The organism is Paralcaligenes sp. KSB-10, assembly GCF_021266465.1.
GTDB lineage: Bacteria > Pseudomonadota > Gammaproteobacteria > Burkholderiales > Burkholderiaceae_B.
Map to the genome: position 1 here is coordinate 3,148,839 of NZ_CP089848.1, position 24,440 is coordinate 3,173,278.

The window sequence follows — 24,440 nt, forward strand, 5'->3', positions numbered from 1 at the left end:
TATAGGCATTACAATCGTTTCATTATAAAAATACACGAATGGGAATACGTTCTTGACGATAGCTCCTTCCTCTATGCGCCCCTTGACCCAACTACCTGAATAGGCCGAGTTTTTGGCTACCGCGAACGCGGCCTCCAAGCAACAAAGCGGCTATAGTTCGCAAGTGTGTATCCATGCCGGCCGAGGGGCTGATTCCCAGTTTTTGAATCTTGTGGCTATCCAACACCGAATACCTGGGTCGCACGGCAACGGCGGGGTATTGCTCGGACGACACCGGCTTGGGCCAGGAGCCTTCACCGATTGTTCCTTGTGCTCGCTTCGCAGCCTCTGTGGAATTCGGCCGTGGTGGGCTTGCGCCCTGGTTCTGAACAAACATCACCGCTTCAATCACCTTGACCGCAAACGCATGCCAGCTAAGGGCCTCCGTACCGCTGTAGTGATACAAGCCACCCTTTGCGCCAGGCATTCTCGCGATTTGAATGATGGCATCGGCCAGGTCGCCGGCATAGGTAGGAGCGCCGACCTGATCATCCACCACGCTTAGCACCTGCCCGAGCAATATGCGCTGAACGATGGTTTTAACAAAATTATTCCCGTACTCGCTATAGAGCCAGGAGGTGCGCAAGACGATAGCCCTGGGTTCGGCTTCCGGCCCCGGCGGATCCCGCAACACGGCATTCTCGCCAGCCAGTTTGCTGCGTCCGTACACATTGAGCGGAACGGCAAGGTCCGTTTCAACATAAGGCCGTGCGCTATGGCCATCGAATACATAGTCGGTTGACAGATGAATCAAGCGAGCTCCGATCGCTCGAGCGGCCTGCGCAATGTGGCGGGGGCCCTCTTCGTTGGCGGCATAGGCTATTGCCGGCTCGCGTTCGGCCTGGTCGACCCGGGTATAGGCGGCGGCATTAATAATGAGTTCCGGCTGGAATTGCCGCACGCACTGGCCTACCGCATGGCTGTCGGTAATGTTCAGGGCACGGTGGTCCAGCGCCAGTAACTGCCAATCGGCCGGGCAGCGGTCCTGCAGGCAACGCCCTAATTGCCCGCCGGCGCCGGTCAGCAGCGCTTTCATGGGGATTGAACAACGCGGGGCAAGCGCCCCAAAGCCCGCAGCTCGGCCAGTGTCAGGCCCGCGCAGTCCTTGCTCGACAGCACAGGGTTGCCAATCGGCCAGGCAATGGCCAGATCGGGATCGTCCCAGCGCAAGCACACTTCGTCCTGGGATTGATAGTAGTCCGTGCACTGATACGTGACATCGGCCGATTCGGACAGCACCACAAAACCATGCGCGAAGCCTGGCGGAATCCATAGCTGCTCGTGATTCCGATCCGACAGCACAGCGCCTTCCCACTGGGCATAGGTCGCTGACTCGGTGCGCAAATCCACGACCACATCGAAGATTTCCCCATGGGCGACACGCAGCAATTTACCTTGCGGATGCCGTGCCTGAAAATGCAGGCCGCGCAGCACGCCGTGCCTGGAATGCGAGCAATTGTCCTGAACGAATGGCTGCGCCAAGCCCAGCATCTGGTGATAACGCAGCGCCTGGAAGGTTTCCAGAAAATAGCCCCGCTCGTCTTCGTGAACCGCGGGCTGAATCCGCTTGACGCCAGACAGACGGGTATCGAGGATTTTCATGCCGGATGTCTGCCAGGTTGATAAGGCATTATGCGAATTTTCATAAAAGAAATTTTACAGGGAACGAGGATGGGCTACGACGTAGGGTGAGGTAGTCTGGCGTCGTAATGCCACTGTCGAATTTTCTTGAACGTAATCTTCGCTATATCGGGATGCCTTGGGTTGAGAAGAGCATTGTGTTCTTCAGGAACAATCACGGACGGCACTATTAATAATAGACTTGTATTACTAACTACCCAGTCATCGCCGGTGTCCAGGCCGACTTTACCTGCGGGAATGGTATCCCACCCCACATGATTTTCCGGCTTGAGCGTCTGCGCTGCAGACCAAAGTTTTTCTGGAATACTCACTTCAACCAAAAAGCGATTCAAGGGTAATCCATCAAAATTTAAATGAACTATCGTTTCCAAACAAGCCAGGGCAATGCTGGACGCGCAATACACCATCGGCGTTCCCTCCCGGCTCCAATGGCCACCCGTTATTTTTGCGCCCATCCCTGATTTGTCGTCGGCGGTAAAGTCTGGCGCGTCGGTGGCAATGCGCCAGACCTTAATGTGCGCTGTCATGCGTAAGCACCGCTTTGCGCCATGGCAATCAGCCTCGACAGTAACTCTCGACCTTCAGATGTGTCGATGTATTCCACAGGCTTATCGCCCCCAAGCGCCGGCAGCGGCTTATCCAGCCATAGTGCAAACCATTGCGCGGCATCAAAATGGGTCGGATCACCAGACTGCTCTACGATCGCCTGCACCTGTCCGATTAATTTGATGACGCCAACGTATCGTTCGCTCTCATGTGTTGTCAGCTTTTCTTGCTGACGTACGCGCCGATCAATTGTGGTTACGGACAACCCCAGGCTATGGATAAACCGCTCTTTTGTCCAAGCCATGCGTTTGGCCAAAGCCGAGACAGCATCGGCATGAACGCCCCGTTTAATCAGTTTGATTCTATCTGCCGGCTCCATCATATAAACCGAGTGCGGATCTTCCTCACTCTTAGCTAAAGATAGGGTTCGCGGCATTTTGCTTACTTGGGCACGTTTTGTTGAAACGGCTTTCGTTACCGCTTTTTTCGATTTAGTTGGGGCTTGTTTCGTTTCGACGGCAGTAAGATTGGATTGCATAGAAACCTCCATTTGATCGTTTATTTTAAATCGAATGATCGAATTATGCGATATCGCTGTTTGATACCTCCGTACAGAAAGTGGCAGCGTCGAGGTTACACACCGCTACGCGTTTATTATGAAATGACACGTTTAACGGCGATAATGGCCGGTGCTCTATATTTACATGAATGCCAATATGCCAGTGACCACATCTGATTGCCCTCCCCTGCCTTTGCCGCAGCTACCCGAATGGGCGGCTTTTGTGGCGGCGGTGAAAGCGGCGCCTATTCGTGTGGACGACCTGCGGCTTGTGACGGCGACAGGGCTGCAGTTGGATTTAAGCGGCCAGAGTCAGTCTCCCGCACTGCATGCCTGTACTGAAGCTTTATTAAACACGCGACATTTCGACTCTTTGCGCAAGCAACTACTGGCCGGCAAAATCGCCAATGCCACCGAAAACCGCGCCGCCTGGCATACTGCATTACGCGAGCCCGCCGCCATCGCCGAAGTGGCTGCCGAGAGGCAGCGCATGAATGAATTCATTCGACGAGCCGATTCGGAACGCCGCTGGCGCAATATCGTGCATATAGGCATAGGCGGCAGCGATTGGGGAGTGCGCCTGGCGGTCAGCGCTTTCGGCTACGCAGGCACATGGCGCAATGTGCGCTTTGTGGCCAATATCGACGGCCATGCCATTGCCGGTGGCCTGGCAGGGCTGGACCCGCGCGATACGCTGATCGTGCTGGCGTCCAAGTCCTTTACCACCGCCGAAACTTTGCAGAACGGCCAACGCGCCGTGGAATGGCTAAGTGCAGCCGGCATCGAAGACCCTTATAAACAGGTGGTCGCCATTACCGCAAAACCAGATGTGGCCCAGGCCTGGGGTGTACCCGAAGCACATGTTTTTAAGCTGTGGGACTGGGTCGGTGGGCGCTTTTCCGTGTGGTCCTCAGTTAGCCTGACAACAGCCTTGGCTGTGGGGTCGGATGTGGTGGCGGGCATGCTGGCCGGCGCGGCCGCCATGGACACGCATTTTGCCCAAGCCCCCGTGGCTGAAAACGCACCCATCCAGATGGCGGTGGCGGGAATAATCAACCGCAGCGTGCTGGGTTATGGGTCCTTGAATATTGCGCCTTACGATTTTCGTCTGGCGAATCTGGTGCCCTACATCCAGCAATTGGAAATGGAATCGTTGGGCAAATCGACAGGCCTGGACGGCAATCCCGTGGGCGTACCGACCGGGCCGGCAGTATGGGGCATGCCAGGCACCGATGCGCAGCATACGTTCTTTCAATGGTTGCATCAGGGCAGCGACGGCGCGCCGGTGGATTTCATTATTACCCAGGAAGCGGATCACGGCTGGAGCGAACACCATAAAAGCCTATTGGCCAATTGCCTGGCGCAACGCGAGGCGCTGCTTAAAGGCAAGACCTACGAAGCCGCGCTGGCCGAGTGCCTGGCCGAAGGTATGCCCCAGGAAAAAGCCCAGTGGCTGGCCCGGCATCGGATTCATCCAGGCGGACGGCCTTCCAACCTGATCGTGCTGCCCAAGCTTACACCGTATACGCTGGGGGCTTTATTGGCCCTGTACGAGCACAAGGTATTTGTGCAAGGTGTAATCTGGGGCATCAACCCCTTTGATCAGTGGGGCGTGGAGTACGGCAAGGTGCTGGCCAAGGGGATTGTGAAGGAATTGTCGGGCACGCAGGATTCGGCCCAAAGCCATCATGACGCCTCGACGGCGCATTGGGTACAGGTGTTTGCGAGGTCTTTGGGCCAGTAAGGACGGCCGCAGTGCGGCATTCGCCCCCAAACAAATCGAATTTCAATAAAACATGTGTGGTATCATAGACTTGCTACACCATACCTGCATTCGGCAGAAAACAGCCATATCACACTGCCTTCAACAGGCAGGTCCCACGCAAGCTCCATTGGCTCTGCTTGATTCAAGTCCATTTTTTACACGCAATTTCCGCCACTAAGCAGCATGGCGCGCTTTGTCCGGCCATGCATGCCGACTGGACTTTTTCTTATTCACGTTTCCGCATCGGAAACGCAGCACCAAGTCGCCACAGTGGCGCCGCGCATCACGTCTTCATCCTCTAGCCGCGAGAAACGCTAGCTTCAGGCGGCGGCCGCATGCCGCGTGCGGGTTGAATACAGGATGGGTTCGTGCGCGTTTGGACGCATCGGCTGGCTGGATGGCACGCATCGCGAGTCCGCCAAGCCCGCGTTTATTGAATACTACACAGGAGATTTACCTTTATGGCTAAAGAAGAACTGATTGAAATGGGCGGCCTGGTGACCGAAGTGCTGCCCGACTCACGTTTTCGCGTAACGCTGGACAACGGACACCTGGTCATCGCCTACACGGGCGGCAAAATGCGCAAGCACCATATCCGCATTCTGGCGGGCGATAAAGTATCGCTGGAAATGTCGCCGTACGACCTGAGCAAGGGTCGCATTACTTTCCGCCACATAGCAGGCCGCCCGGCGCCAACGCCGTCGACCCAGCGCCGCCGCTGATCGGTTTGCCGGCGTGGGCTTGCGCCCACCCGATCAACGCTCCTAAGTTTCGGCTAAGTTTGCGGGCCTATATTCCCGCTACGGTGCCGTGCTCGATTGTAAATCCCTGCTGTCAGCGGCCCCTTACCGGGACTGCCCGTCATGCATGATGACAATGCTGAACACGCCATCACCCCCAAGCCAGAGTCCGCCGCGACGAAAATTCCACCGCTCATAGGGATGGCACCCTTGATACGCCGCGCGTTCAACGGCGAAAACCTGGTGCCGATGGCGCAGAAGCTGTTGGCGCGCGCCCAGGAAAACCCGCTCGATGCCCATGCCTGTCTGGATCTTTCGGCGGTTCTGCTGATCACCGGGCACCGGAAGGATGCGCTGGCGATTCAGGCTGAAGCGCTCGCCATGCAGTCGCGCTATTTCTTGCCTGCCCGACACGCCAAGCCCGGCCTGCGCCTGCTGGTTCTCATGGGGCCTGGCGACTTCATGGCGAACACGCCGGTTGAGTTCCTGGTTGAAGACTCGGATGTATCGCTGGAATTGCTTTATCTTGGCGACAAAGCCGAGTTGCCGGCGAGCTTGCCCGACCATGATGTGCTGATGGTGGCGATGGCCGAATCCGATGCCAACCTGCCCTTGCTCAAGCGCCTGGAAAAATACCTGGACGATTGGCCGAATCCCGTCATCAATCGCCCTGAACATATCGTCAAGCTCTCTCGCAACGGCGTCTACGCTGCGCTGCAAGGCTTGCCGGGCGTCGAGATTCCCGCTTCGGTGCGTATCGACAGATCGGTTTTGCAGGCGCTAAGCAATGGCGAGACGGCCATCACGGATATTCTTCCGGACGGCGATTTTCCGATTATCGTGCGCCCGCTCGGATCGCATGCGGGGAATGATCTGGAAAAGCTCGAGCGCGCGGAAGATTTTGCCGCATACCTGCACGCGGTGGGAGACGAGTATTTTTACGTGTCCCGCTTCGTCGACTACCGCGGCGCCGACGGCCTGTTCCGCAAGTACCGCATTGCCATGATTGACGGGCAGCCTTTTGTCTGCCATTTTGCCGTTTCCGAACACTGGATGATTCACTACCTGAACGCGGGGATGGTCGAAAGCGCCGAGAAACGGATGGAGGAAGCGGCCTGCATGGCTACCTTCGACGACGATTTCGCGGTGCGCCACGCGGCGGCCCTGCAGGCCATCGACCAACGCATCGGCCTGCCCTATATGGGCATGGATTGCGCGGAAACCGCGTCGGGCGAGCTGCTGATTTTCGAAGTGGACAATTCCATGATTGTCCACGCCATGGATCCCGAAGATTTGTTTCCCTATAAGGCCCCCGCCATGCGCAAAGTGTTCGCCGCATTTCGTGAAATGCTGGAAAAAGCACGCGTGGGAACAAAGTCGTGATGACGGGCGAATCGGAGTAACGGGTGGCCACGAGGGCCGCCCCTAGGGAACGGGGTGGGTCGGCGGGTTCGCGGGCCCTCTACGCAAGAACGTTGTCGCAGATACGGTTAAGCAGCTGATTAAGAACATGCTGCTCCTCGGGGCTGAAGCCGGCAATGGCACGAGTATGCAACTCCCAGGCAACAGGCAGGATTTTCGCGAATTGCTTTTTGCCGGCCGGGCACAGCTTGATGACAACGACGCGCTGATCCATAGGGTCGGAATCACGGGCGATATAGCCGGCCTTTTCCATGACGGTCAGCGCGCGCGACAAAGTCGCCTGGTCGGTGCCGGTAACATTGGCCAGGGCGCTGACGCCCAGGCCGTCGGCATCGCGCAGGAAGGCCAGCACGCGCCAGTGTATTAGCGTGAGGCCTTGCTCACGCAGCACCATTTGAAAGTCGGCGTTCACCGCCGACGTGGTTCGATTCAGGACATACGGTAAAAAAGTGCTGTGGCCCCGATAGGCCGACGGCCCCGAATCGGGGCTTTCTTGTTCTTGGGTTTCGCTCTTCATTTATGGGTTGCTGGTTAATTTTTTAGTGGTATTGGCGGCCTATCGTGCGCTCGCATTTCGTCGCGAGCGATGATCCCCACTTTATTGCACGATGATTTATTGAATTCCGATTATGTTGGTTGTTAGATACAGAATATCGACATATCGTTCCCATGACAGGCCCGATCGGCGTTTTGTTCGCTGTATTGCTTGTTTTTTGTTCAATGGCCTGACAGGTTCCAGTTCACCCATATTTATGCATTTGCATACACTTATTTAAAGTTAAACAAAATCCAAATAAGCGGCAAGTGACAAATAATCAGGAAATACCCTAGCCCCCGGGCGAACGACTGTTTTCGCAAGAGTGAACCTTGCTGCGGGCAATACATAAACGCAACGGAATAAAGGACTCATGCCACGCAAAGGCATGTGCACTGGCAAGGCATAGCGGGGGCCTGATCCATTTTATTGCCGAGCATGATTTGTATCCTATATATTAGGATATAAATACTATAATTTGATTTTGACTGGAATCTCATATACGATGCATTCAGCCAATTATTTTTCCGCATTACCAACTGAATTATGGGGTTTAAATCCCATTATTTAGGAACAAAACGGATGGAACCTCGTTGAAAGCCCTTATGGAAAATGTATGAAACAGGAAACAGCGCTGGAAGGCATCCGGGTTATTGAAATATGCAATGTTGCCGCTGGCCCCTACTGTGGCATGCTGCTGGCGGACATGGGGGCGGATCTGGTGAAGATCGAACATCCCGAAGGCGGCGACACCCTGAGAAGCTGGGCGCCCATCACCAATGGTTTCAGCGAGAATTTCGCCTCTTTGAATCGCAACAAGCGATCGATCGCACTAAATCTGAAAAACGCGGCGGACGTCGAAATCGCGCGGCAACTGATAGCGCAAGCCGACGTCATTCTGGAAAACAACAGGCCCGGCGTCATGGATCGGCTGGGCCTGGGCTACGAGGCCATGCGGGAAATCAATCCGAAACTGGTGTATTGCTCCATTTCGGCCTACGGCCAATCGGGTCCGCGCAACCAGGAGGGCGGCTTCGACTTGACGCTCCAGGCCATGAGCGGCCTGATGAGCGTTACGGGCGAGCCCGATGGCGCCCCGGTGAAATGCGGCGTGCCTGTCTGCGACTTCACCGCGGGCCTGTATGCGGCATTTTCAATCGTATCGGCGCTGCGGGCGGCGCAACGCGAAGGCCATGGAACCCATATCGACATTTCCATGCTCGGCGCCACGCTTGGCATTGCGGCACTCCAGACATCGCAATACTTTGGCACCGGCATCGATCCCCAGAAGCTGGGCTCGGCGCATCCACGCAATGCGCCCTACCAGGTATTTCACTGCCGCGACGGATACTTCGGCATGGCCGCCGGAAACAACTCGCTATGGAAATCGGTATGCGGCGTGGTTTCGCGCCAGGATCTGCTGGGCGATGAACGGTTCCTGACGACCGGATCCAGGGCCACGCACCAGGACAGTCTCAGGGAAATACTGGAATCGATATTCGCCGCGGCAGACGCCGAAACCTGGCTCGAACGTTTCCGCAAGGCCGGCGTGCCATGCGCGCCCATCAATACCTACTCGGACGTCCTGTCGGATACACAGGTCGCCCACATGAATTGGGTGCAAGACCTGAGCCTGCCCAACGGATCGCAAATCAAAACGTTTGGATCGCCCATTCGCTTCGACTCGCGGACCTCGGAAATACGCAAGCCTCCGCCCGCACTGGGTGAGCACAACGCTGAAATCCTGGCGGAATTACAGTCCAAAATGACGGAATAAGAAGATGGATAGCCCGTTAAAAATAGACCGACAATCCGATTGCTGGACATTCACCCTGGACCGCCCCAGAAAAATGAATGCCCTTTCGTCTGAACTGATAGAAGCCCTGCTGGCTGGAGTAGCGCAGGCGTACGACGAAAAAATTCCTTTGCTTGTTTTCCAGGGTAGCGGCAAGAACCTGAGCGCCGGCTTCGATTTCACCGACTACGAGGCCCAAAGCGAGGGCGACCTGCTGCTGCGTTTTGTTCGCATAGAAATGCTGCTCAACGCCATCGCCATGTCGCCGAGCCTGACGATCGCCTTCGCGCACGGAAAAAATTTCGGCGCCGGGGTCGATCTGTTTGCCGTATGCAAACAAAGGTACTGCGCGCCCGGAACCACATTCCGCATGCCGGGGCTCAATTTCGGCCTGGTGCTGGGAACACGGCGATTTGCCGATATCGTAGGCAGGCAAAATGCGTTGGCCATCCTTGGCGAGACCAAAACCTTTTCGGCTGCGGAAGCCGAACGCATCGGCTTTGTCCAGCAAACGGTGGAACCCGATGAATGGGCCGGGCTTATCGATGGCGCCAGGAAAACCGCCGCCGCCCTGGATCACGACACGCGTGTCCGATTCCATGGCGCGATTCACGAGAATCACGCCAATGATGACCTGGCGGCGCTGGTGCGCTCGGCGGCACGCCCCGGCCTAAAAGGGCGCATCGCACGCTATTTGAACGGCTAGGGCTCAGGCCTCGTAAAAATAGACAAAAATGCCGATGTAAAGCCCGAACGCCTTAGGGGGCGGGCTTCGGCCTTAGCGCGCAATAATCGCCCGCAGCATATCGACCAGGCGCTCGGCGTGGTCGGGATCGAGCTTTTCAAGCAGACGGTGCTGGTGTTCCATGGCGCGGTCGCACAAACCGCTGATCAGCTTCGAGCCCTTGGGCGTGATCCGCACCAGGGTCTGGCGCCGGTCGGCACGCGCGGTGTGCATCGTAACGTAGCCCTGGGCTTCCAGCCGCGGCAGCACCTTGCTGAGCGTCGGCTGCTTGGTGACGGCCAATTCGGCCAGTTCGCCCACGGTTTCACCCTCGCCCTCGATAAGGCTGCCCAGAACGCGCCACTCGGTGACGGTCAGGCCGGCCTTTCTGACCTCGACGTGGAATTCCGCCGAAATGCGATGACTCGCCAGAGCCAGCACGGAGGCCAGGTAGCGATGCACAAAACGAGTCGGCTGCGGGGTGGACATGAATGCTTTCCTTGTGACTCGAAAAATCGTATTCCAAACCGCGAAAGCAGTCAACATAATGGTTTTTACTTATATTCAAGCACCTGTTATATATATTAAATTTCCAATATATATGAATATTCATGTTTATATTGACAAGCCTAAGCTTCAAGCCTAAAGTATTCAAGACCCATCAGAGCCGCACCGTATTTTCGCCGTAGCACTGCCGCCGGGCCGCGCCTTGCGTTGTCGGCCGGATCGCGGCGATCCCTGGAGAGATCATGGCAGAACGTTCATTCAAAAAAGAAGTTCAACAACTCCGGATCGGTGCGGGCGAAGAATTTCGCGGCGAAGGCATTCTGGCCGTCACCAAGGCGCTGCTGCAATCGGGCGTAGGCTATGTCGCCGGCTATCAGGGCTCGCCCATTTCCCATCTTATGGATGTCCTGGCCGACGCCCAGGACATCCTGGAAGAACTGGGCGTGCACTTTGAAGCCAGCGCCTCCGAAGCCACTGCCGCCGCCACCCTGGCCGCCTCGGTCATGTACCCGATCCGCGGCGCGGTAACCTGGAAATCCACGGTAGGCACCAACGTCGCCTCCGACGCGCTGGCCAACCTGGCCTCCGGCGGCGTAACCGGCGGCGCACTGGTCATCGTCGGCGAAGACTACGGCGAAGGCTCGTCGATCATGCAGGAACGTACGCACGCCTTTGCCATGAAGTCGCAAATCTGGCTGCTCGACCCGCGTCCGAATCTCGAAAGCATGGTCAAGGCGGTTGAAGACGGCTTTCAGTTGTCCGAAGCCAGCAATACCCCAGTCATCCTGCAATTGCGTATTCGCGGCTGCCATGTGCACGGGCGCTTTACCGCCAAAGACAATCAGCGACCCAAGTTCAGCCTCAGGCATGCGCTGGAAAACCCGGTGCGCGATGTCAGCCGCATCGTATTGCCCCCCGCCTCGTTTTTGCATGAACAGGAAAAGGTCAAGGCCCGCTGGCCCGCGGCAATCAAGTTCATCAAGGAAAACCGGCTCAACGAATTTTTCGACGGCGACGTCCAGGACATAGGCCTGATCCTGCAGGGCGGCCTGTACAACGGCGTGATCCGGGCGCTGCAACTGCTTGGCCTGGCCGATCACTTCGGCAACAGCCGCATTCCGCTGTATGTGATGAATGTCACCTATCCGCTTATCGACGACGAGATCGCGGCGTTCTGCAAGGAAAAAAAGGCGGTTCTGCTGCTCGAAGAAGGTCAGCCCAACTACATCGAACAGAACCTCAACACCATTTTGCGGCAGGCGGGCATTGCCGCCGCGCTGGCAGGCAAAGATGTCCTGCCCATGGCGGGCGAATACACCACGGCCGTCATACGCGACGGCCTGCAAAATTTCCTGAGCCGGTACCATCCCGAGATTCTGCCCGCCATCGACACCGCCCCCGAACCGGCCGGCGGGCAAATGGAAATCAGCCAGGTAGTGCGGCCCGTCAAGGAACAGGCCATTACTTTCCAGCGCCGCGCCAAGGAACTGGCCGAAGTGGTACCCGCCCGGCCGGCGGGTTTCTGTACCGGTTGCCCCGAGCGCCCCATATTTTCCGCCCTGACCCTGGCCCAGGAAACGCTGGGCGAGCATCACATCGCCTGCGATATCGGCTGCCATCTGTTCTCGATTTTGCCGCCCTTCAACCTGGGCGCCACCACCATGGGCTATGGCCTGGGCGCGTCCAGCGTGGCGGCATTCAACGTGCCGGCTGCCAAGCGGCCCATTTCCATCATGGGCGATGGCGGCTTCTGGCACAATGGCCTGGCCTCGGGCGTGGGCAACGCAGTATTCAACAAATACGATGGCGTCATCGTCATTATCGACAACTTCTACTCGGCCGCCACAGGCGGGCAGGACATCCTGTCGTCGCGGGCCGGCAACGATCACCGTTCCACCAACAACCCTATCGAAAGCGCGGTGCGCGGGGTCGGAGTCAAATGGATCCGCACCCTTGACCGCACCTACGACGTCGCCAAGGTGCGCGCCACCATCGAAGAGGCCCTCACCACCTCCGACACCGGCCCCAAGGTCATCATTGCCCAATCCGAGTGCATGCTCAACAAGCAGCGCCGCGAAAAGCCCTTGTTCAACAAAGCCGTCAAGGACGGCAAGCGCAGGGTCAAAGAACGTTTTGGCGTCGATCCCGATGTATGCAGCGGCGACCACGTCTGTATCCGCCTGTCGGGCTGTCCCTCGCTGACCGTCAAGGATAGCGGCGACATCCTCAAAGAAGATCCTATCGCCTACGTCGACAACAGTTGCGTGGGCTGCGGCAACTGCGGCGAAGTCGCCCATGCCGCCGTGCTTTGCCCCTCGTTCTACCGCGCCGATATCGTGCACAACCCCAACGGCTGGGACCTGTTCAAGGCCAGGGTGCGCCGACGCGTCATCGGTTTCCTGCAACAGCGCCGCACGGCGCGCCTGAATCAATACTCCCTGTAGGCGGCAACCATCATGACCACCCTGTTTCATGCCGGCACCCCGATCAAAATCGCCATTCTCGCCATGGGCGGCCAAGGCGGCGGCGTGCTGGCCGACTGGATCGTCGACATGGCCGAGCACTCGCACTGGTGGGCGCAAACCACCTCGGTTCCAGGCGTCGCGCAGCGCACCGGCGCCACTATTTACTATGTCGAACTGCTGGCCGAATCCGCCGTTGAAGCCGCGGGCAAGCCGCCCACCCTGGCCATGATGCCCACCCCCGGCGACGTCGACCTGGTGGTTGCCGCCGAACTCATGGAAGGCGGCCGCGCCATCCACCGCGGCCTGGTCACGCCCCGGCGCACCGTGCTGATTTCGTCTTCGCACCGCAGCTATGCCGTGGGCGAGAAGGCCGCGCACGGCAATGGCATTGCCGACCCCAACAAAGTCATCGAAGCCGGCAACGAGGCCGCCAAGCAGTTTTTCTGCTTCGACCTGCAAGCCCTGGCCGACCAGGCCGGCAGCGTGATCAGCGCCAGCCTGTTCGGCGCCATTGCGGGCAGCGGCGCCCTGCCGTTTGCCCGAGACGACTACGAGGCCACGATTCGCCGCGCCGGCGTTGGCGTCAACGCCAGCCTGAAGGCGTTTTCCCTGGGCTTCGATGCCGCGGCCGGGGCGCCCAAAGCCCCATCGCGCATCGATACCAGCCGCCCCATGCCGACGATTCCCGAAACCGCCCCGCACCCCAAGGTGCGCGCGCTGCTCGACGACCTCAAGCAAAACTTCCCTGTCCAGGCCCAGCCCATGCTGGTTGCCGGCCTGCGGCGCGTACTTGAATTCCAGGATCTGCGCTACGCCAGGGAATACCTGGACCATATGCGCGATATCCGCAAGCTGGACGGCCAGTTCGGCGGTACGGCGGAATCGTGGGAACTCACCACGGCGGCGGCCCGCTATGTGGCCGTGGCCATGGCCTACGACGATGTCATCCGTGTGGCCGACCTGAAAACCCGCGGCTCGCGTTTCGATCGCGTGCGCCAGGAGGTCGGCGCCAAAGAAGACCAACTGGTCTATACCACCGAATACATGCACCCCAGGCTGGAAGAAGTTTGCGGCACCCTGCCGGCCTTCCTGGGGCGCAAGATCGAAAACTCCAAGAGACTCAGTTCCTTCCTGAATCGTTTTTTCCGTAAAGGACGCTTCCTGCAAAGCGGTACGCTGGGCGGCTTCATCATGCTGTATGCCCTGGCCGGCATGCGCCGCTTCCGCCGCGGCACCTTGCGGCACCAGGCCGAGGTTCAAAGCCTTGATCAGTGGCTCAAGCAGATTTCCGACACCGCGCACCACGATTACGATCTGGCGGTCGAGGTCGTGAACTGCCGGCGCCTGGTCAAGGGCTATAGCGACACTCATGCCCGCGGCGACAGCAAGTACCAGCGACTGTTGCTGGCAGCCAGCCAGTTGCTGGGCCAGCAGAACGCGGCGGCACGCCTGCGCACATTGCGCAATGCCGCCCTGGCCGACGACAAAGGCACGCAGCTCGATCATCTGCTGGAACAGGATCTCAAGGCCGCCGCATAGAAGACGCCTCTTTCAACAACCCTGGCCGGCCAATCCGGGATTGGCCCACCATACCGAGCGATAAGCCGTGACCACCCTGACTCTTACCGTTGCCGCCGTACAGACTGAAACTCCGATCATTCGATCCCTGGTCCTGACAGCGGCCGACGGAGCGGCGCTGCCCGGCTTTACGGCGGGATCGCATCTGAAGATCCATATCCCCGGCCAGAAAGAGCCGCGCTGCTACTCTCTGATTGGCATTGAACCCGACAATAGCCTGTTCGAGGCGCCCGCCAGCTATCGCCTGGGAATCCGTCTGGAAGACCCAAGCACTGGCGGATCGCGCTATATGCATCAGATCAAGGCCGGCGACACGCTCATCGCCGAAGGCCCGAAGAACGATTTTCCCCTGCACGCCGCCCAGGCCGACGAACCCGCCACCGTACTGATCGCCGGCGGCATAGGCATCACCCCGATTGCTTCGATGGCCGCCGCGCTGAAAGCCCAGCAGCGGCCCTACCAGCTGCACTATTACGGACGCAGCCTGGACCAGATGAGCTTCGTGGACGAACTGTGCGGGCAGCACGGCGCCGCATTGAGCATTCATGCCGATGACGATGCCGCCACACTGCTGCCCCTGCCCGCGCTGCTTGAACAAACAGACCCCCGGCAGCACCTGTACATATGCGGTCCCAAAGGGCTGATCGATGCCGTTGTCGAACAATCGCACGGCAAGCATTGGCCGCATTCGCACGTGCACTTCGAACTCTTCACCGCGGCGGCCCCGCAAGCGGGCGATCGCGGCTTTGAGGTCGAACTGCGCCAGTCCGGCCAGGTGTTTCATATTCCACCTGACAAGACCATACTTGAAGTGCTCGAAGCAGCCGGCTGCGATCCGCTTTTCGACTGCAAGCGGGGCGAGTGCGGCGTCTGCCAGGCCGTGGTCCTGGAAGGCGTGCCAGACCATCGCGACTACTACCTCTCCGATGACGAGCGGGCCGAAGGCAAGGTCATGCAAATCTGCATTTCCCGCAGCCGCTCCGATCGTCTGGTTTTAGACCTCTAGACCCAAGGATACCCCCATGAGCTATCGCCATAATCCCGCCGCCGTCCAGGCACTGGTGCGCGCCACGGAAGTCCACAAAGACCTGTTCATCGACGATGAAGTGTTCGATCTTGAAATGGAACACCTGTTCGCCAACACTTGGGTCTATGTCGGCCACGGCAGCCAGATCCCCAACGTGGGCGACTTCTACACCACCACGGTCGGCAACCAGCCCGTGGTCATGGTCCGGCATACCGACAAGACCGTCAAGGTCTTGTACAACCGCTGCCCCCATAAGGGCGTCATGGTGGCCGGCGACACCTGCGGCAATACCGGCAAATTCTTTCGCTGCCCCTACCATGCATGGACCTTCAAGACCGACGGCAAGCTGCTTTCGGTACCCTTGAAGAAAGGCTACGACCCCGAGGTCTTCAGCCAGTGCGAAGCCAGCCAGGGCATGGCGCCGGTCGAAAACGCGCGCGACTACCGCGATTTCATTTTTTGCCGCCTGAGCCCGCAGGGCCTGTCCTTCGAGGACTTCTTCGGCGAATCGCTCTCGACCATCGACAATATGATCGACCGTTCGCCCGAAGGAAAGCTGGAAGTGGCCGGCGGCGTCTTGCGCTATATGCACGACTGCAACTGGAAGATGCTGGTCGACAACCAGACCGATACCTGTCACCCCATGGTGGCCCACGAGTCTTCGGCCGGGACCGCCGTGCGGGTCTGGGAAGAAGCGCCCGAAGGCACACCCAAGCCCATGGCCGTCGAACAATTCGCCCCCTTTATTTCGCCTTACGAATTTTTTGAAGGCATGGGCATACGCGTCTGGGAAAACGGCCACGGCCACACCGGCGTGCACAATTCCATACATGCCGCGTACTCGGCGGTCCCGGGTTATAGGGAGGCCATGGTCGCCGCCTATGGCGAAGAACGTGCGCGCCGGATACTGGCCGACACCCGGCACAACACCACCTACTTCCCCAACATCATGGTCAAGGGTCCGATCCAGACCCTGCGCATTTTCAAGCCCCTGGCCGCCAACAAAACCCTGGTCGAGTCCTGGACCTTCCGCCTGGTGGGGGCGCCCGACCTGCTGCTGGAACGCACCTTGATGTACAACCGGCTTATCAATGCGCCCACTTCGGTGGTCGGCCATGACGATCACGAAGTGTACGAACGCTCGCAGCACGGATTGCACTCGCGCGGCCGCGACTGGGTCAATGTGGCGCGCCTCTACGAGCCCACCGAGCCGGAGCGGAAAAACGAAGCGGTCAACGGCACCAGCGAATGGCAGATGCGCAATCAGTACCAGGCCTGGGCGCGCTTCATCACGGCAAGCATGAAGGAGCAGGCATGAGCCCCTTGAACTCTCAGCAATTGATCGATTTTGTGTATGCGGAAGCCCGCCTGCTGGACGAGCGGCAGTTCGATGCCTGGCTTGATCTGTTCACCGAAGACGGCCATTACTGGATGCCCCTGACCCACGGCCAGACCGACGCCCGCCTGCAAGCCTCGCTCATGTACGAAGACAAGCTCCTGCTCAAAGTCCGCGTCGAGCGGCTGGCCGGCCAGCGCACCTATTCGCAACAACCCGTCAGCCGCAGCCATCACCTGCTGCAGCAACCCACCATCGAAACCCAGCATCCCTGGCACCAACCCGAACTGGGGCACTATGTGGTCAGGGCCGCTTTCCACTATATTGAAACCCGGCAGGATCAACAGGCTCTGTACGCCGGCTGGGCCACCTACGAACTGGCCATGCAAGAGCAGGCTTTGCGTATCCGGCAAAAGCGTGTCGATCTGGTCAACTGCGACTCGGCATTGCGCAGCATTCAGTTGTTCATGTAAGGAGCCGTTCTTGCCCAGTACCCTCAACTCGGTCTATCAGGCATTCGGCTGGACGGCCCGGAGATTGCCGCAGAACCCGTTCCTGTGCGTCATGCCGGAAACGGCCGGCATCTACGGCATCGAGCCGGGAGAAATCGGCTATCGGGCATTCCTTGCGCGCGTCGACACACTGAAAGCCGCGTATCAGGATGCCGGCTACGGACACGGCCATCGAGCCGGCCTGCTGCTGGAGAATCGTCCCGCCTTCTTCCTGCACTGGTTTGCGCTGAACGCCCTGGGCGTGTCCGTGGTGCCGATCAATGCCGACATGCGGGCGGCCGAACTGGAATACCTGGTCGGCCACTCCGAAATCGCGATCGCCGTCGCCCTGGAAAGCCATCACGCATCGTTGCGCGCGGCCGCCGCGACAACGGGCCGGCCGCTCGTTGTCATCGGCCCCGACCAGGCCCCCCAGCCGGCGCAGTCCGCCGCACCGCTGGTCAATCAGGCGGTGAACAGCGCCACCGAATGCGCGCTGCTGTATACCTCGGGCACCACCGGCCGTCCCAAGGGCTGCATCCTGCCCAACGAATACTTCCTGCATGCCGGACGCTGGTATGCGGGAATCGGCGGTCTGGCCGCGCTGCATGCGGGCACGGAACGCATGCTTACGCCCCTGCCTCTGGTCCACATGAATGCCATGGCCTACTCGGTCATGGCCATGGTCCTGACCGGCGGCTGCCTGATCGCCATCGACCGCTTCCACCCCAAGACCTGGTGGGACACGGTGCGCGATTCGCGCGCCACGGTCGTGCACTACCTGGGCGTCATGCCGGCCATACTCATGAAGGCCTCGCCCAGCGCCCTCGATACCGAACACCGGGTGCGCTTCGGCTTCGGTGCCGGCATCGACCGGTCCCTGCACGCGCCTTTCGAGCAGCGTTTCGGCTTCCCCTTGCTCGAAGCCTGGGCCATGACCGAAACCGGCGCCGGCGCCGTCATTATTGCCAATCGCGAACCCCGGCTTATCGGCACGAGCTGCTTCGGCAGGGAAGAGGCCGACGTGGAAGTCCGGCTCGTCGACGATGCCGGCCAGCCGGCCCAGGCGGGTGAAAACGGCGAACTGCTGGTCAGGCACGCCGGAGCCAATCCGCGTTTCGGCTTCTTTGCGGGCTATCTGAAAGACCCGGCCGCCACGCAGGAAGCCTGGCAGGACGGCTGGTTTCACACCGGCGATATCGTGCGGCGCAACGAACAGGGTTACCTGCATTTTGTCGATCGCAAGAAAAACGTGATCCGGCGCAGCGGCGAAAACATTGCCGCCATCGAGGTCGAGAGCGTGCTGGCCCAGCACCCGGCCATCAAGGCCGTGGCCGTGGCCGCCGTGCCCGATGCCGTGCGCGGCGACGAAGTGCTGGCCTGCGTGGTCTGCAACACGCCTCCCGAAACCCACGCGGCCAAGCAACTGGCGCACGACATCGTGAGCTGGAGCCTGGCGCAGCTGGCCTATTACAAAGTGCCCGGCTATGTGGCTTTTGTCGATGCCCTGCCCTTGACGGCCACCAACAAGATTCAGCGCGGAGAGCTCAAGAAACTGGCTCCCACCTTGCCCGGCACGCCGCTGTGCTTCGACACCTGTTCGATGAAAAAACGGCAGGAGCTCGCGCCATGACGCCCACGCGAACCGGCTACCAGGGCATCGTGGCCACCGTTCCGGTCACCATCCCCTATGTACGCTACTCGATTCACAGTGCCCATTGGTGGCTGGGAAAAGCGCTGGGCGCGATGGTGCGCGACGCCGGCGTGGCCAAGCACGACATCGACGGCCTGTGCGTGTCCAGCTTTACGCTGGCTCCCGACACGGCCGTGGGCCTGACCCAGCATCTGGGCATGAGCCCCCGCTGGCTGGACCACATTCCCATGGGCGGCGCCAGCGGCGTTATTGCCTTGCGCCGCGCCGCCCGCGCGGTGCAGGCGGGCGATGCCGGCATCGTCGCCTGCGTGGCCGGCGATACCAACCACGTCGACTCGTTCCGCCATACCGTCAGCCAGTTCTCGCGTTTCGCCCAGGACGCCGTCTACCCGTATGGCGCGGGCGGCCCCAACGCCAGCTTCGCCCTGCTTACCAAGAACTATATGCGGCAAACCGGGGCAACGCGCGAAGACTTCGGCAAGCTGTGCGTGGCCCAGCGCGACAATGCCCTGCGTTTCGCGCACGCGCTGATGAAAAAGCCGCTGAGCCTGCGGCAATACCTTGACGCCCGGCAGATCACCGACCCCATACACCTGTTCGACTGCGTCATGCCCTGCGCCGGCGCCGACGCCTTTCTGGTCATGCGCGAGGAAAAAGCGCAGGCACTGAAACTGCCTTTTGTGCGCATTCTATCGACCATCGAGCGGCACAACGCCTGGGCCGAAGACCCCATGCAGTTTCGCGGCGGCTGGACCATGGATAGGGACGCTTTCTACGAGCATGCGGGGGTTGGCCCCGGCGACATCGATTTCATGCAGGCCTACGACGATTACCCCGTCATCAATATGATGCAGATCGAAGACCTGGGCTTCTGCGAAAAAGGCGCCGCGCCGCAATTCGTGCGCGATCATACGTTTACCATCGACGGCAGCTTCCCCTTCAATACCAATGGCGGCCAGCTTTCAGTCGGCCAGGCCGGCGCGGCAGGCGGCTATCTGGGCATGGTCGAAGCCATGCGCCAGTTGACGGACAGCGCCGGCGCCACCCAAGTGGCCAAAGCCGACATCGGCCTGGTCAGCGGCTTTGGCATGATCAATTACGACCGCGGCATTTGTACCGCCGCCGCCCTGCTGGCAAGGAGCGCGGCATGACACGGGCGCTGAACAAGCCATCCAGGAAAAATCCCGTCGCGCGCACCCGGCAGCCCACGCTGCCGCCCGGCCTGCGCAGCCGGCGCGCATTGGGCCTGACCGCCGCCGCCGCGGTCGGCCGCTTCGACCTGCAAGTCTGCCAGGAATGCCAGGCGGTGCAGTATCCGCCGCGCGAGGTATGCCATCGGTGCCTGTCGGACCAGTTGACATGGCAGGCGGTTAAGCCGCAGGGCCGCTTGCTGGCCTCGACCATCCTGCACCACAGCAACGATCTGTATTTTCGCGAGCGCCTGCCCTGGCGCATAGGCACGGTGCAACTGGCCGCCGGCCCGTCGATCGTCGCGCACGTCCATGGCGATTGCCAGGATGGCAGCCCGGTCAGGATGGCCCTTAAACTCGATCGCAGCGGCCACGCCGTCATGATCGCTCTCCCGGAACACGAGACACCGAATATGGCAGACGACCCCACTCTACGAGAAACTTCCGGCGATCCCAAGTTTCGCCGCGCGCTGGTCACCGACGGCAAGACCGCGGTCGGCATGGCTGTCATCAAAGCCCTGCTCGATGCCGGCGCCGGCACCGTGTTCGCGGGCGATCCGGAAACCTGGAAGAAATCGCCGGACTTCGATGCCCTGTGCCTGGATCCGCGCATCCAGGTGCAAGCCTTCGGCGTCACCGACACCGATTCGGTCGAGCGCATCTCGCGCTCCATAGGGGGCAAGGTCGACATTCTGGTGAACACCGCCGATTACGAACGCGACGGCGGTGTGCTGTTCAACCGCGATCTGAACAAAGCGCACGATGCGCTCGATGTGAATTGCCTGGGCCTGCTGCGCCTGGCGCAGCACTTCGGCCCGGCCATGGCCGGGCGGACCGCCGATGGCGTCAACAGCGCCGTGGCCTGGGTCAATATCCTGTCGATCTATGCCCATGTCAGCCTGCCGTCGCGCGGAATCTGGTCGGCCTCCAAGGCTGCCGCGCTGTCCGTCGCGCAATGCCTGCGCAACGAAATGCGCCAGTCGGGCGTGCGCGTGGTCAATGTATTTCCGGGCCCCATCGATCACGAATGGGAGCAGCTCACGCCGCCGCCGCGCGTCAGCCCCGCCGCCATTGCAAACGCCATCGTGAAAGCCCTGCGGGACGGCACCGAGGATGTGTATGTCGGCGATGTCGCCCAGGAATTCATGGCTCGCCTGCGCGACAACCCCAAGGGCCTGGAACGCGAACTGGGCGATTCATGAGCCCCCTCATACGATTTATGGAGACACCATGACCACGCCAGTACTAGCCCAATTCATGTCGGAACTTGTGTCGGGAAATATCCGCATCGTCGATCTGACCGAGACTCTGACCCCCGAATTTCCCACCATTGTGCTGCCGCCCGAATTCGGCCAGGCCTGGCCCTTTCGCATCGAAGAAATTTCACGTTACGACGAGCGCGGTCCCGCCTGGTACTGGAACAATTTTTCCTGCTCGGAACACACGGGAACCCACTTCGACGCGCCGGTGCATTGGGTCAGCGGCAAGGACCAGCCCAACAACACCGTGGACACCATTCCCATCGACGCCTTCGTCGCCGAAGCGGCGGTTATCGACTGCTCGGCCGAATCCAGGGAAAATGCCGACTTCCTGCTGACGATCGACTTCGTCAAGCAATGGGAAGCCACGCACGGCCGGATCAAGCCAAGATCCTGGGTGCTGATGCGCACCGACTGGTCCAAGCGCGCCAAGCCCAACGATTACCTGAACATGCGTGAAGACGGCGCGCACTCGCCCGGACCGGATGCCGAAGTCGTGCCCTGGCTGATCAAGGAGCGCGATGTGCATGGCTTCGGCACCGAATCGGTGGGTACCGATACCGGGCAGGCCCAGCATCTGAATCCGCCCTATCCCTGCCACTACTATATGCACGGCAACAATCGCTATGGCCTGCAATGCCTGACCAATCTGGATCAATTGCCGGCCACGGGGGCCGTGATTTTCTCGGCACCCCTGAAGATTCGCAGCGGCTCGGGCAGCCCCTTGCGCGTCCTGGCCTTGATTTGCGCCGCCCAAGCTTGAAACCGGAGAATGCTTTGTCCAAGTCTTACACAGCCGTCGTCACCGGCGGCAGCGCCGGCATCGGCGCGGAGATCTGCCGCCAGATGCTCGATGCCGGTTACGACGTCATTTCCCTGGCACGCCGCGATGCCGAGATCAGCCATCCCCGGCTGCGTTCGGTCAAGGTCGATTTGCTCGACGCCGCGGCAACCGAGCAGGCCGGCGCCGAAATCGCCCGCGACCACGCCGTCACGCACGTGATCCACAATGCCGGCGTGATCTGGCCGCATCTGCTGCCCGATGTCACCCTCGACGAATTGCAGGGATTGACCCAGATCCACCTGGGATCGGCCATTTCGCTGGTGCAGGCCTGCCTGCCCTCGATGCGCCAGCACCAGTTCGGCCGCATCGTGCTGATGTCCTCGCGCGGCGCGCTGGGCCTGCAGACCCGCACAGCCTATTCGGCCACCAAGGCCGGCATGATAGGCATGGCGCGCACTTGGGCGCTGGAACTGGCGCCGCAGGGCATCACGGTCAATGTGGTGGCGCCCGGCCCTATCCAGACCGATATGTTTTACGATGTGATCCCCGCCGGCAGCGAACGCGAACAGAATATAGCCAAGGGCATACCGGTGCAGCGCCTGGGCCGGGCCGACGATGTGGCCCGCGCCGTGATGTTTTTCTCGGATCCCGCCAACGGCTTTGTCACCGGCCAGACGCTGTATGTATGCGGAGGCGCCAGCATCGGCTCGATCACCATCTGACCATCCGGCGGTTCGGCCCATGGCTGTCCCGCCACCCGCTGTTTTCCTTTAACCAGCCTTTTGTTTTAAACATAAACTATTTATACTTTAAACCCCGTTCGCGCATAACACGATATATTCACGACAAGCCTTCACCAGGCATTCTTTTCAGCAGCCACTCGATGGCACTCAACGGAGACAACAATATGTTATTGAAGAAACTCGCTACGGCAGTGATCGTCATCTCGGCACTGGGCGCAACCCCGGTTCTCGCCCAGGTAAAAATCGGCGTCGTTACGTCATCCACCGGCCCTACCGCCCTGATCGGCATTCCGCAAAAAAATACCGTCGCGCTGCTGCCCAAGAAAATCGGCGACCTGACGATTCAGTACATTTCGCTGGACGATGGCAGCGACCCGACTCAAACCGTCACCAATTTCAAGAAGCTGATCACCGAAGAAAAAGTGGATGCCATCATCGGGCCATCAGGTTCGCCCAATGCCATGGGCGTGATTCAGTTTGCGGCCGAATCGGGTACGCCCATGCTGGCGCCGGTAGGCACGGCCGCGGTAGTCCTGCCCATGACGCCGCAAAAGAAGTGGGTCTTCAAGACCACCCAGAACGACGATATTATCGCCAAGGCGCTGGTTGATCAGATGGTCAAGTCTCACGTCAAGACCGCCGGTTTCATCGGCCTGAACGATGCCTATGGCGAAAACTGGCTGAAGGTTTTCACGCAGTTGGCCAAGGCGCACAATATCAAGATCGTGGCCACCGAACGCTACCAGCGCTCCGACAGTACCGTGACGGGCCAGGCGCTGAAGATATTTGCCGCCAAGCCCGACGCGGTTCTAATTGCCGGTACGGGCGCAGCCGCCGTGCTGCCCGAGGTAACCCTGGCCAAGCAAGGCTATAAAGGTACTTTCTATCAAACCCACGGCGCCGCGTTGCCAGCCTTCCTGAAGCTCGGCGGCAAGGATGTCAACGGCACTATTCTGGCCGCCAGCCTGATGCTGGTACTGCCGGAGATTTCCGACGCCAATCCGTCCAAGAAAATTGCCGAAAATTACATTGCCGCTTATAAGAAGGTCTATGGGGAGCGTCCCGCGACCTTTGGCGCGAATGTCTACGATGCGGGAATGCTGCTGGAACGCGCGATTCCAATTGCGGAGAAGTCGGCCAAGCCTGGCACCAAGGAGTTCCGCAGTGCTTTGCGCGATGCGCTTGAAAAAACGCATGAGTTGGTGGCTACGCAAGGGGTGTACAACATGACGCCTGAAGATCACAGCGGCTTCGATGACCGTGGGCGTGAGTTGATTACGGTTAAAGACGGGGAATGGCGGTTGCTGAAGTAGTATTCGGCGCTGTGGTCTCGATGGCCACGCGGGCTTGAGCTGTTCTATTAAAACGCCGCAGGGTGGGTGGTGCTGTACAGTCCGGCACGTCCAGCGGTCGTGGTGCTACGCACCCCGACTGCCCGGGTCTGCCTCGTCCAGGCGGGCGTCGGGCCAACTCGCAGTGCCTCGCGCGCGAGGCACTGCTCAGACAGGGCCCGCCGAAAGCCCCCGCCTTCCCTTCGTCAGCACCCGGCGCTGGACTACCGCCGGACTGTACAGCACCACCCACCCTGCGGCTTGCGTTGAGGGAATGCATGGAGAGGCATTGGGGTCATGCATCGAGGT

At 59.9% G+C, this 24,440-nt stretch carries 22 protein-coding genes; 16 read left to right on the top strand and 6 right to left on the bottom strand.

Annotation, left to right across the window (positions count from 1 at the left end; genetic code table 11):
* Positions 1–91: 91 nt before the first annotated feature.
* From rfbD to LSG25_RS14505, 4 genes are all read right to left on the bottom strand, one after another.
* Entirely contained in the window at positions 92–1,075 is a 984-nt protein-coding gene (gene rfbD / locus LSG25_RS14490) for a dTDP-4-dehydrorhamnose reductase (RefSeq protein WP_232741618.1), read from the bottom strand.
* The gene (gene rfbC / locus LSG25_RS14495) at positions 1,072–1,641 is read right to left on the bottom strand and encodes a dTDP-4-dehydrorhamnose 3,5-epimerase (RefSeq protein WP_232741619.1); all 570 of its coding nucleotides are present in this window, start codon (positions 1,639–1,641) and stop codon (positions 1,072–1,074) included. The genes rfbD and rfbC overlap by 4 nt, the downstream gene beginning before the upstream one ends.
* Positions 1,642–1,715: 74 nt before the next feature.
* On the bottom strand, positions 1,716–2,207 hold the full coding sequence (locus tag LSG25_RS14500) for an RES family NAD+ phosphorylase (RefSeq protein ID WP_232741620.1): 492 nt from the start codon (positions 2,205–2,207) through the stop codon (positions 1,716–1,718).
* A complete protein-coding gene (locus LSG25_RS14505) occupies positions 2,204–2,764 on the bottom strand; it encodes an antitoxin Xre/MbcA/ParS toxin-binding domain-containing protein (RefSeq protein ID WP_232741621.1) in 561 nt (186 codons plus the stop codon). Before LSG25_RS14505 ends, LSG25_RS14500 begins: the two co-directional genes overlap by 4 nt.
* Before the next feature lie 178 nt (positions 2,765–2,942).
* On the opposite strand from LSG25_RS14505, the gene pgi reads away from it, so the two are divergent.
* The 3 genes from pgi (at position 2,943) to LSG25_RS14520 (ending at position 6,673) form a co-directional block, all read left to right on the top strand.
* Complete coding sequence (gene pgi, locus LSG25_RS14510; protein ID WP_232741622.1) at positions 2,943–4,529, top strand: glucose-6-phosphate isomerase; 1,587 nt, start codon at positions 2,943–2,945, stop codon at positions 4,527–4,529.
* Positions 4,530–5,011: 482 nt separating this feature from the next.
* Positions 5,012–5,272: a translation initiation factor IF-1 gene (gene infA / locus LSG25_RS14515; protein ID WP_232741623.1), complete on the top strand. Its 261-nt coding sequence runs from the start codon at positions 5,012–5,014 to the stop codon at positions 5,270–5,272.
* A gap of 141 nt (positions 5,273–5,413) precedes the next feature.
* Complete coding sequence (locus tag LSG25_RS14520; RefSeq protein WP_232741624.1) at positions 5,414–6,673, top strand: RimK family alpha-L-glutamate ligase; 1,260 nt, start codon at positions 5,414–5,416, stop codon at positions 6,671–6,673.
* Positions 6,674–6,752: 79 nt separating this feature from the next.
* On the opposite strand, the gene LSG25_RS14525 is transcribed toward LSG25_RS14520, so the two are convergent.
* Positions 6,753–7,229 carry a MarR family winged helix-turn-helix transcriptional regulator gene (locus LSG25_RS14525; RefSeq protein ID WP_232741625.1) on the bottom strand — a complete coding sequence of 159 codons (477 nt, stop codon included), beginning with the start codon at positions 7,227–7,229 and terminating at the stop codon, positions 6,753–6,755.
* A 634-nt stretch (positions 7,230–7,863) separates the two neighbouring features.
* On the opposite strand from LSG25_RS14525, the gene LSG25_RS14530 reads away from it, so the two are divergent.
* Both LSG25_RS14530 and LSG25_RS14535 read left to right on the top strand, forming a co-directional pair.
* Positions 7,864–9,024, top strand: coding sequence for a CaiB/BaiF CoA-transferase family protein (locus LSG25_RS14530; protein ID WP_232741626.1), 1,161 nt, complete (start codon positions 7,864–7,866; stop codon positions 9,022–9,024).
* A 4-nt stretch (positions 9,025–9,028) separates the two neighbouring features.
* On the top strand, positions 9,029–9,748 hold the full coding sequence (locus LSG25_RS14535; protein ID WP_232741627.1) for an enoyl-CoA hydratase/isomerase family protein: 720 nt from the start codon (positions 9,029–9,031) through the stop codon (positions 9,746–9,748).
* Positions 9,749–9,820: 72 nt separating this feature from the next.
* Here LSG25_RS14535 and LSG25_RS14540 read toward each other — a convergent pair whose 3' ends face one another.
* Positions 9,821–10,255 carry a MarR family winged helix-turn-helix transcriptional regulator gene (locus LSG25_RS14540; RefSeq protein ID WP_232741628.1) on the bottom strand — a complete coding sequence of 145 codons (435 nt, stop codon included), beginning with the start codon at positions 10,253–10,255 and terminating at the stop codon, positions 9,821–9,823.
* Positions 10,256–10,515: 260 nt separating this feature from the next.
* On the opposite strand from LSG25_RS14540, the gene LSG25_RS14545 reads away from it, so the two are divergent.
* From LSG25_RS14545 to LSG25_RS14595, 11 genes are all read left to right on the top strand, one after another.
* Positions 10,516–12,717 (top strand): indolepyruvate ferredoxin oxidoreductase subunit alpha, encoded by a 2,202-nt coding sequence (locus LSG25_RS14545; RefSeq protein ID WP_232741629.1) that lies wholly within the window; start codon positions 10,516–10,518, stop codon positions 12,715–12,717.
* 12 nt (positions 12,718–12,729) lie between these two features.
* On the top strand, positions 12,730–14,277 hold the full coding sequence (locus tag LSG25_RS14550) for an indolepyruvate oxidoreductase subunit beta family protein (protein WP_232741630.1): 1,548 nt from the start codon (positions 12,730–12,732) through the stop codon (positions 14,275–14,277).
* 67 nt (positions 14,278–14,344) lie between these two features.
* Positions 14,345–15,322, top strand: a complete 978-nt coding sequence (locus LSG25_RS14555) for a PDR/VanB family oxidoreductase (RefSeq protein WP_232741631.1) — start codon at positions 14,345–14,347, stop codon at positions 15,320–15,322.
* A 16-nt stretch (positions 15,323–15,338) separates the two neighbouring features.
* Entirely contained in the window at positions 15,339–16,661 is a 1,323-nt protein-coding gene (locus tag LSG25_RS14560; protein WP_232741632.1) for an aromatic ring-hydroxylating dioxygenase subunit alpha, read from the top strand.
* The gene (locus LSG25_RS14565) at positions 16,658–17,152 is read left to right on the top strand and encodes an aromatic-ring-hydroxylating dioxygenase subunit beta (protein ID WP_232741633.1); all 495 of its coding nucleotides are present in this window, start codon (positions 16,658–16,660) and stop codon (positions 17,150–17,152) included. The genes LSG25_RS14560 and LSG25_RS14565 overlap by 4 nt, the downstream gene beginning before the upstream one ends.
* Before the next feature lie 10 nt (positions 17,153–17,162).
* Positions 17,163–18,803: an AMP-binding protein gene (locus LSG25_RS14570; protein ID WP_232741634.1), complete on the top strand. Its 1,641-nt coding sequence runs from the start codon at positions 17,163–17,165 to the stop codon at positions 18,801–18,803.
* Positions 18,800–19,975: a thiolase family protein gene (locus LSG25_RS14575; protein ID WP_232741635.1), complete on the top strand. Its 1,176-nt coding sequence runs from the start codon at positions 18,800–18,802 to the stop codon at positions 19,973–19,975. The genes LSG25_RS14570 and LSG25_RS14575 overlap by 4 nt, the downstream gene beginning before the upstream one ends.
* A complete protein-coding gene (locus LSG25_RS14580; protein ID WP_232741636.1) occupies positions 19,972–21,216 on the top strand; it encodes an SDR family NAD(P)-dependent oxidoreductase in 1,245 nt (414 codons plus the stop codon). The genes LSG25_RS14575 and LSG25_RS14580 overlap by 4 nt, the downstream gene beginning before the upstream one ends.
* Before the next feature lie 28 nt (positions 21,217–21,244).
* Positions 21,245–22,036 carry a cyclase family protein gene (locus LSG25_RS14585; protein ID WP_232741637.1) on the top strand — a complete coding sequence of 264 codons (792 nt, stop codon included), beginning with the start codon at positions 21,245–21,247 and terminating at the stop codon, positions 22,034–22,036.
* A 14-nt stretch (positions 22,037–22,050) separates the two neighbouring features.
* Positions 22,051–22,779, top strand: coding sequence for an SDR family NAD(P)-dependent oxidoreductase (locus tag LSG25_RS14590; protein ID WP_232741638.1), 729 nt, complete (start codon positions 22,051–22,053; stop codon positions 22,777–22,779).
* 185 nt (positions 22,780–22,964) lie between these two features.
* A complete protein-coding gene (locus LSG25_RS14595; RefSeq protein ID WP_232741639.1) occupies positions 22,965–24,113 on the top strand; it encodes an ABC transporter substrate-binding protein in 1,149 nt (382 codons plus the stop codon).
* Positions 24,114–24,440 lie beyond the last annotated feature (327 nt).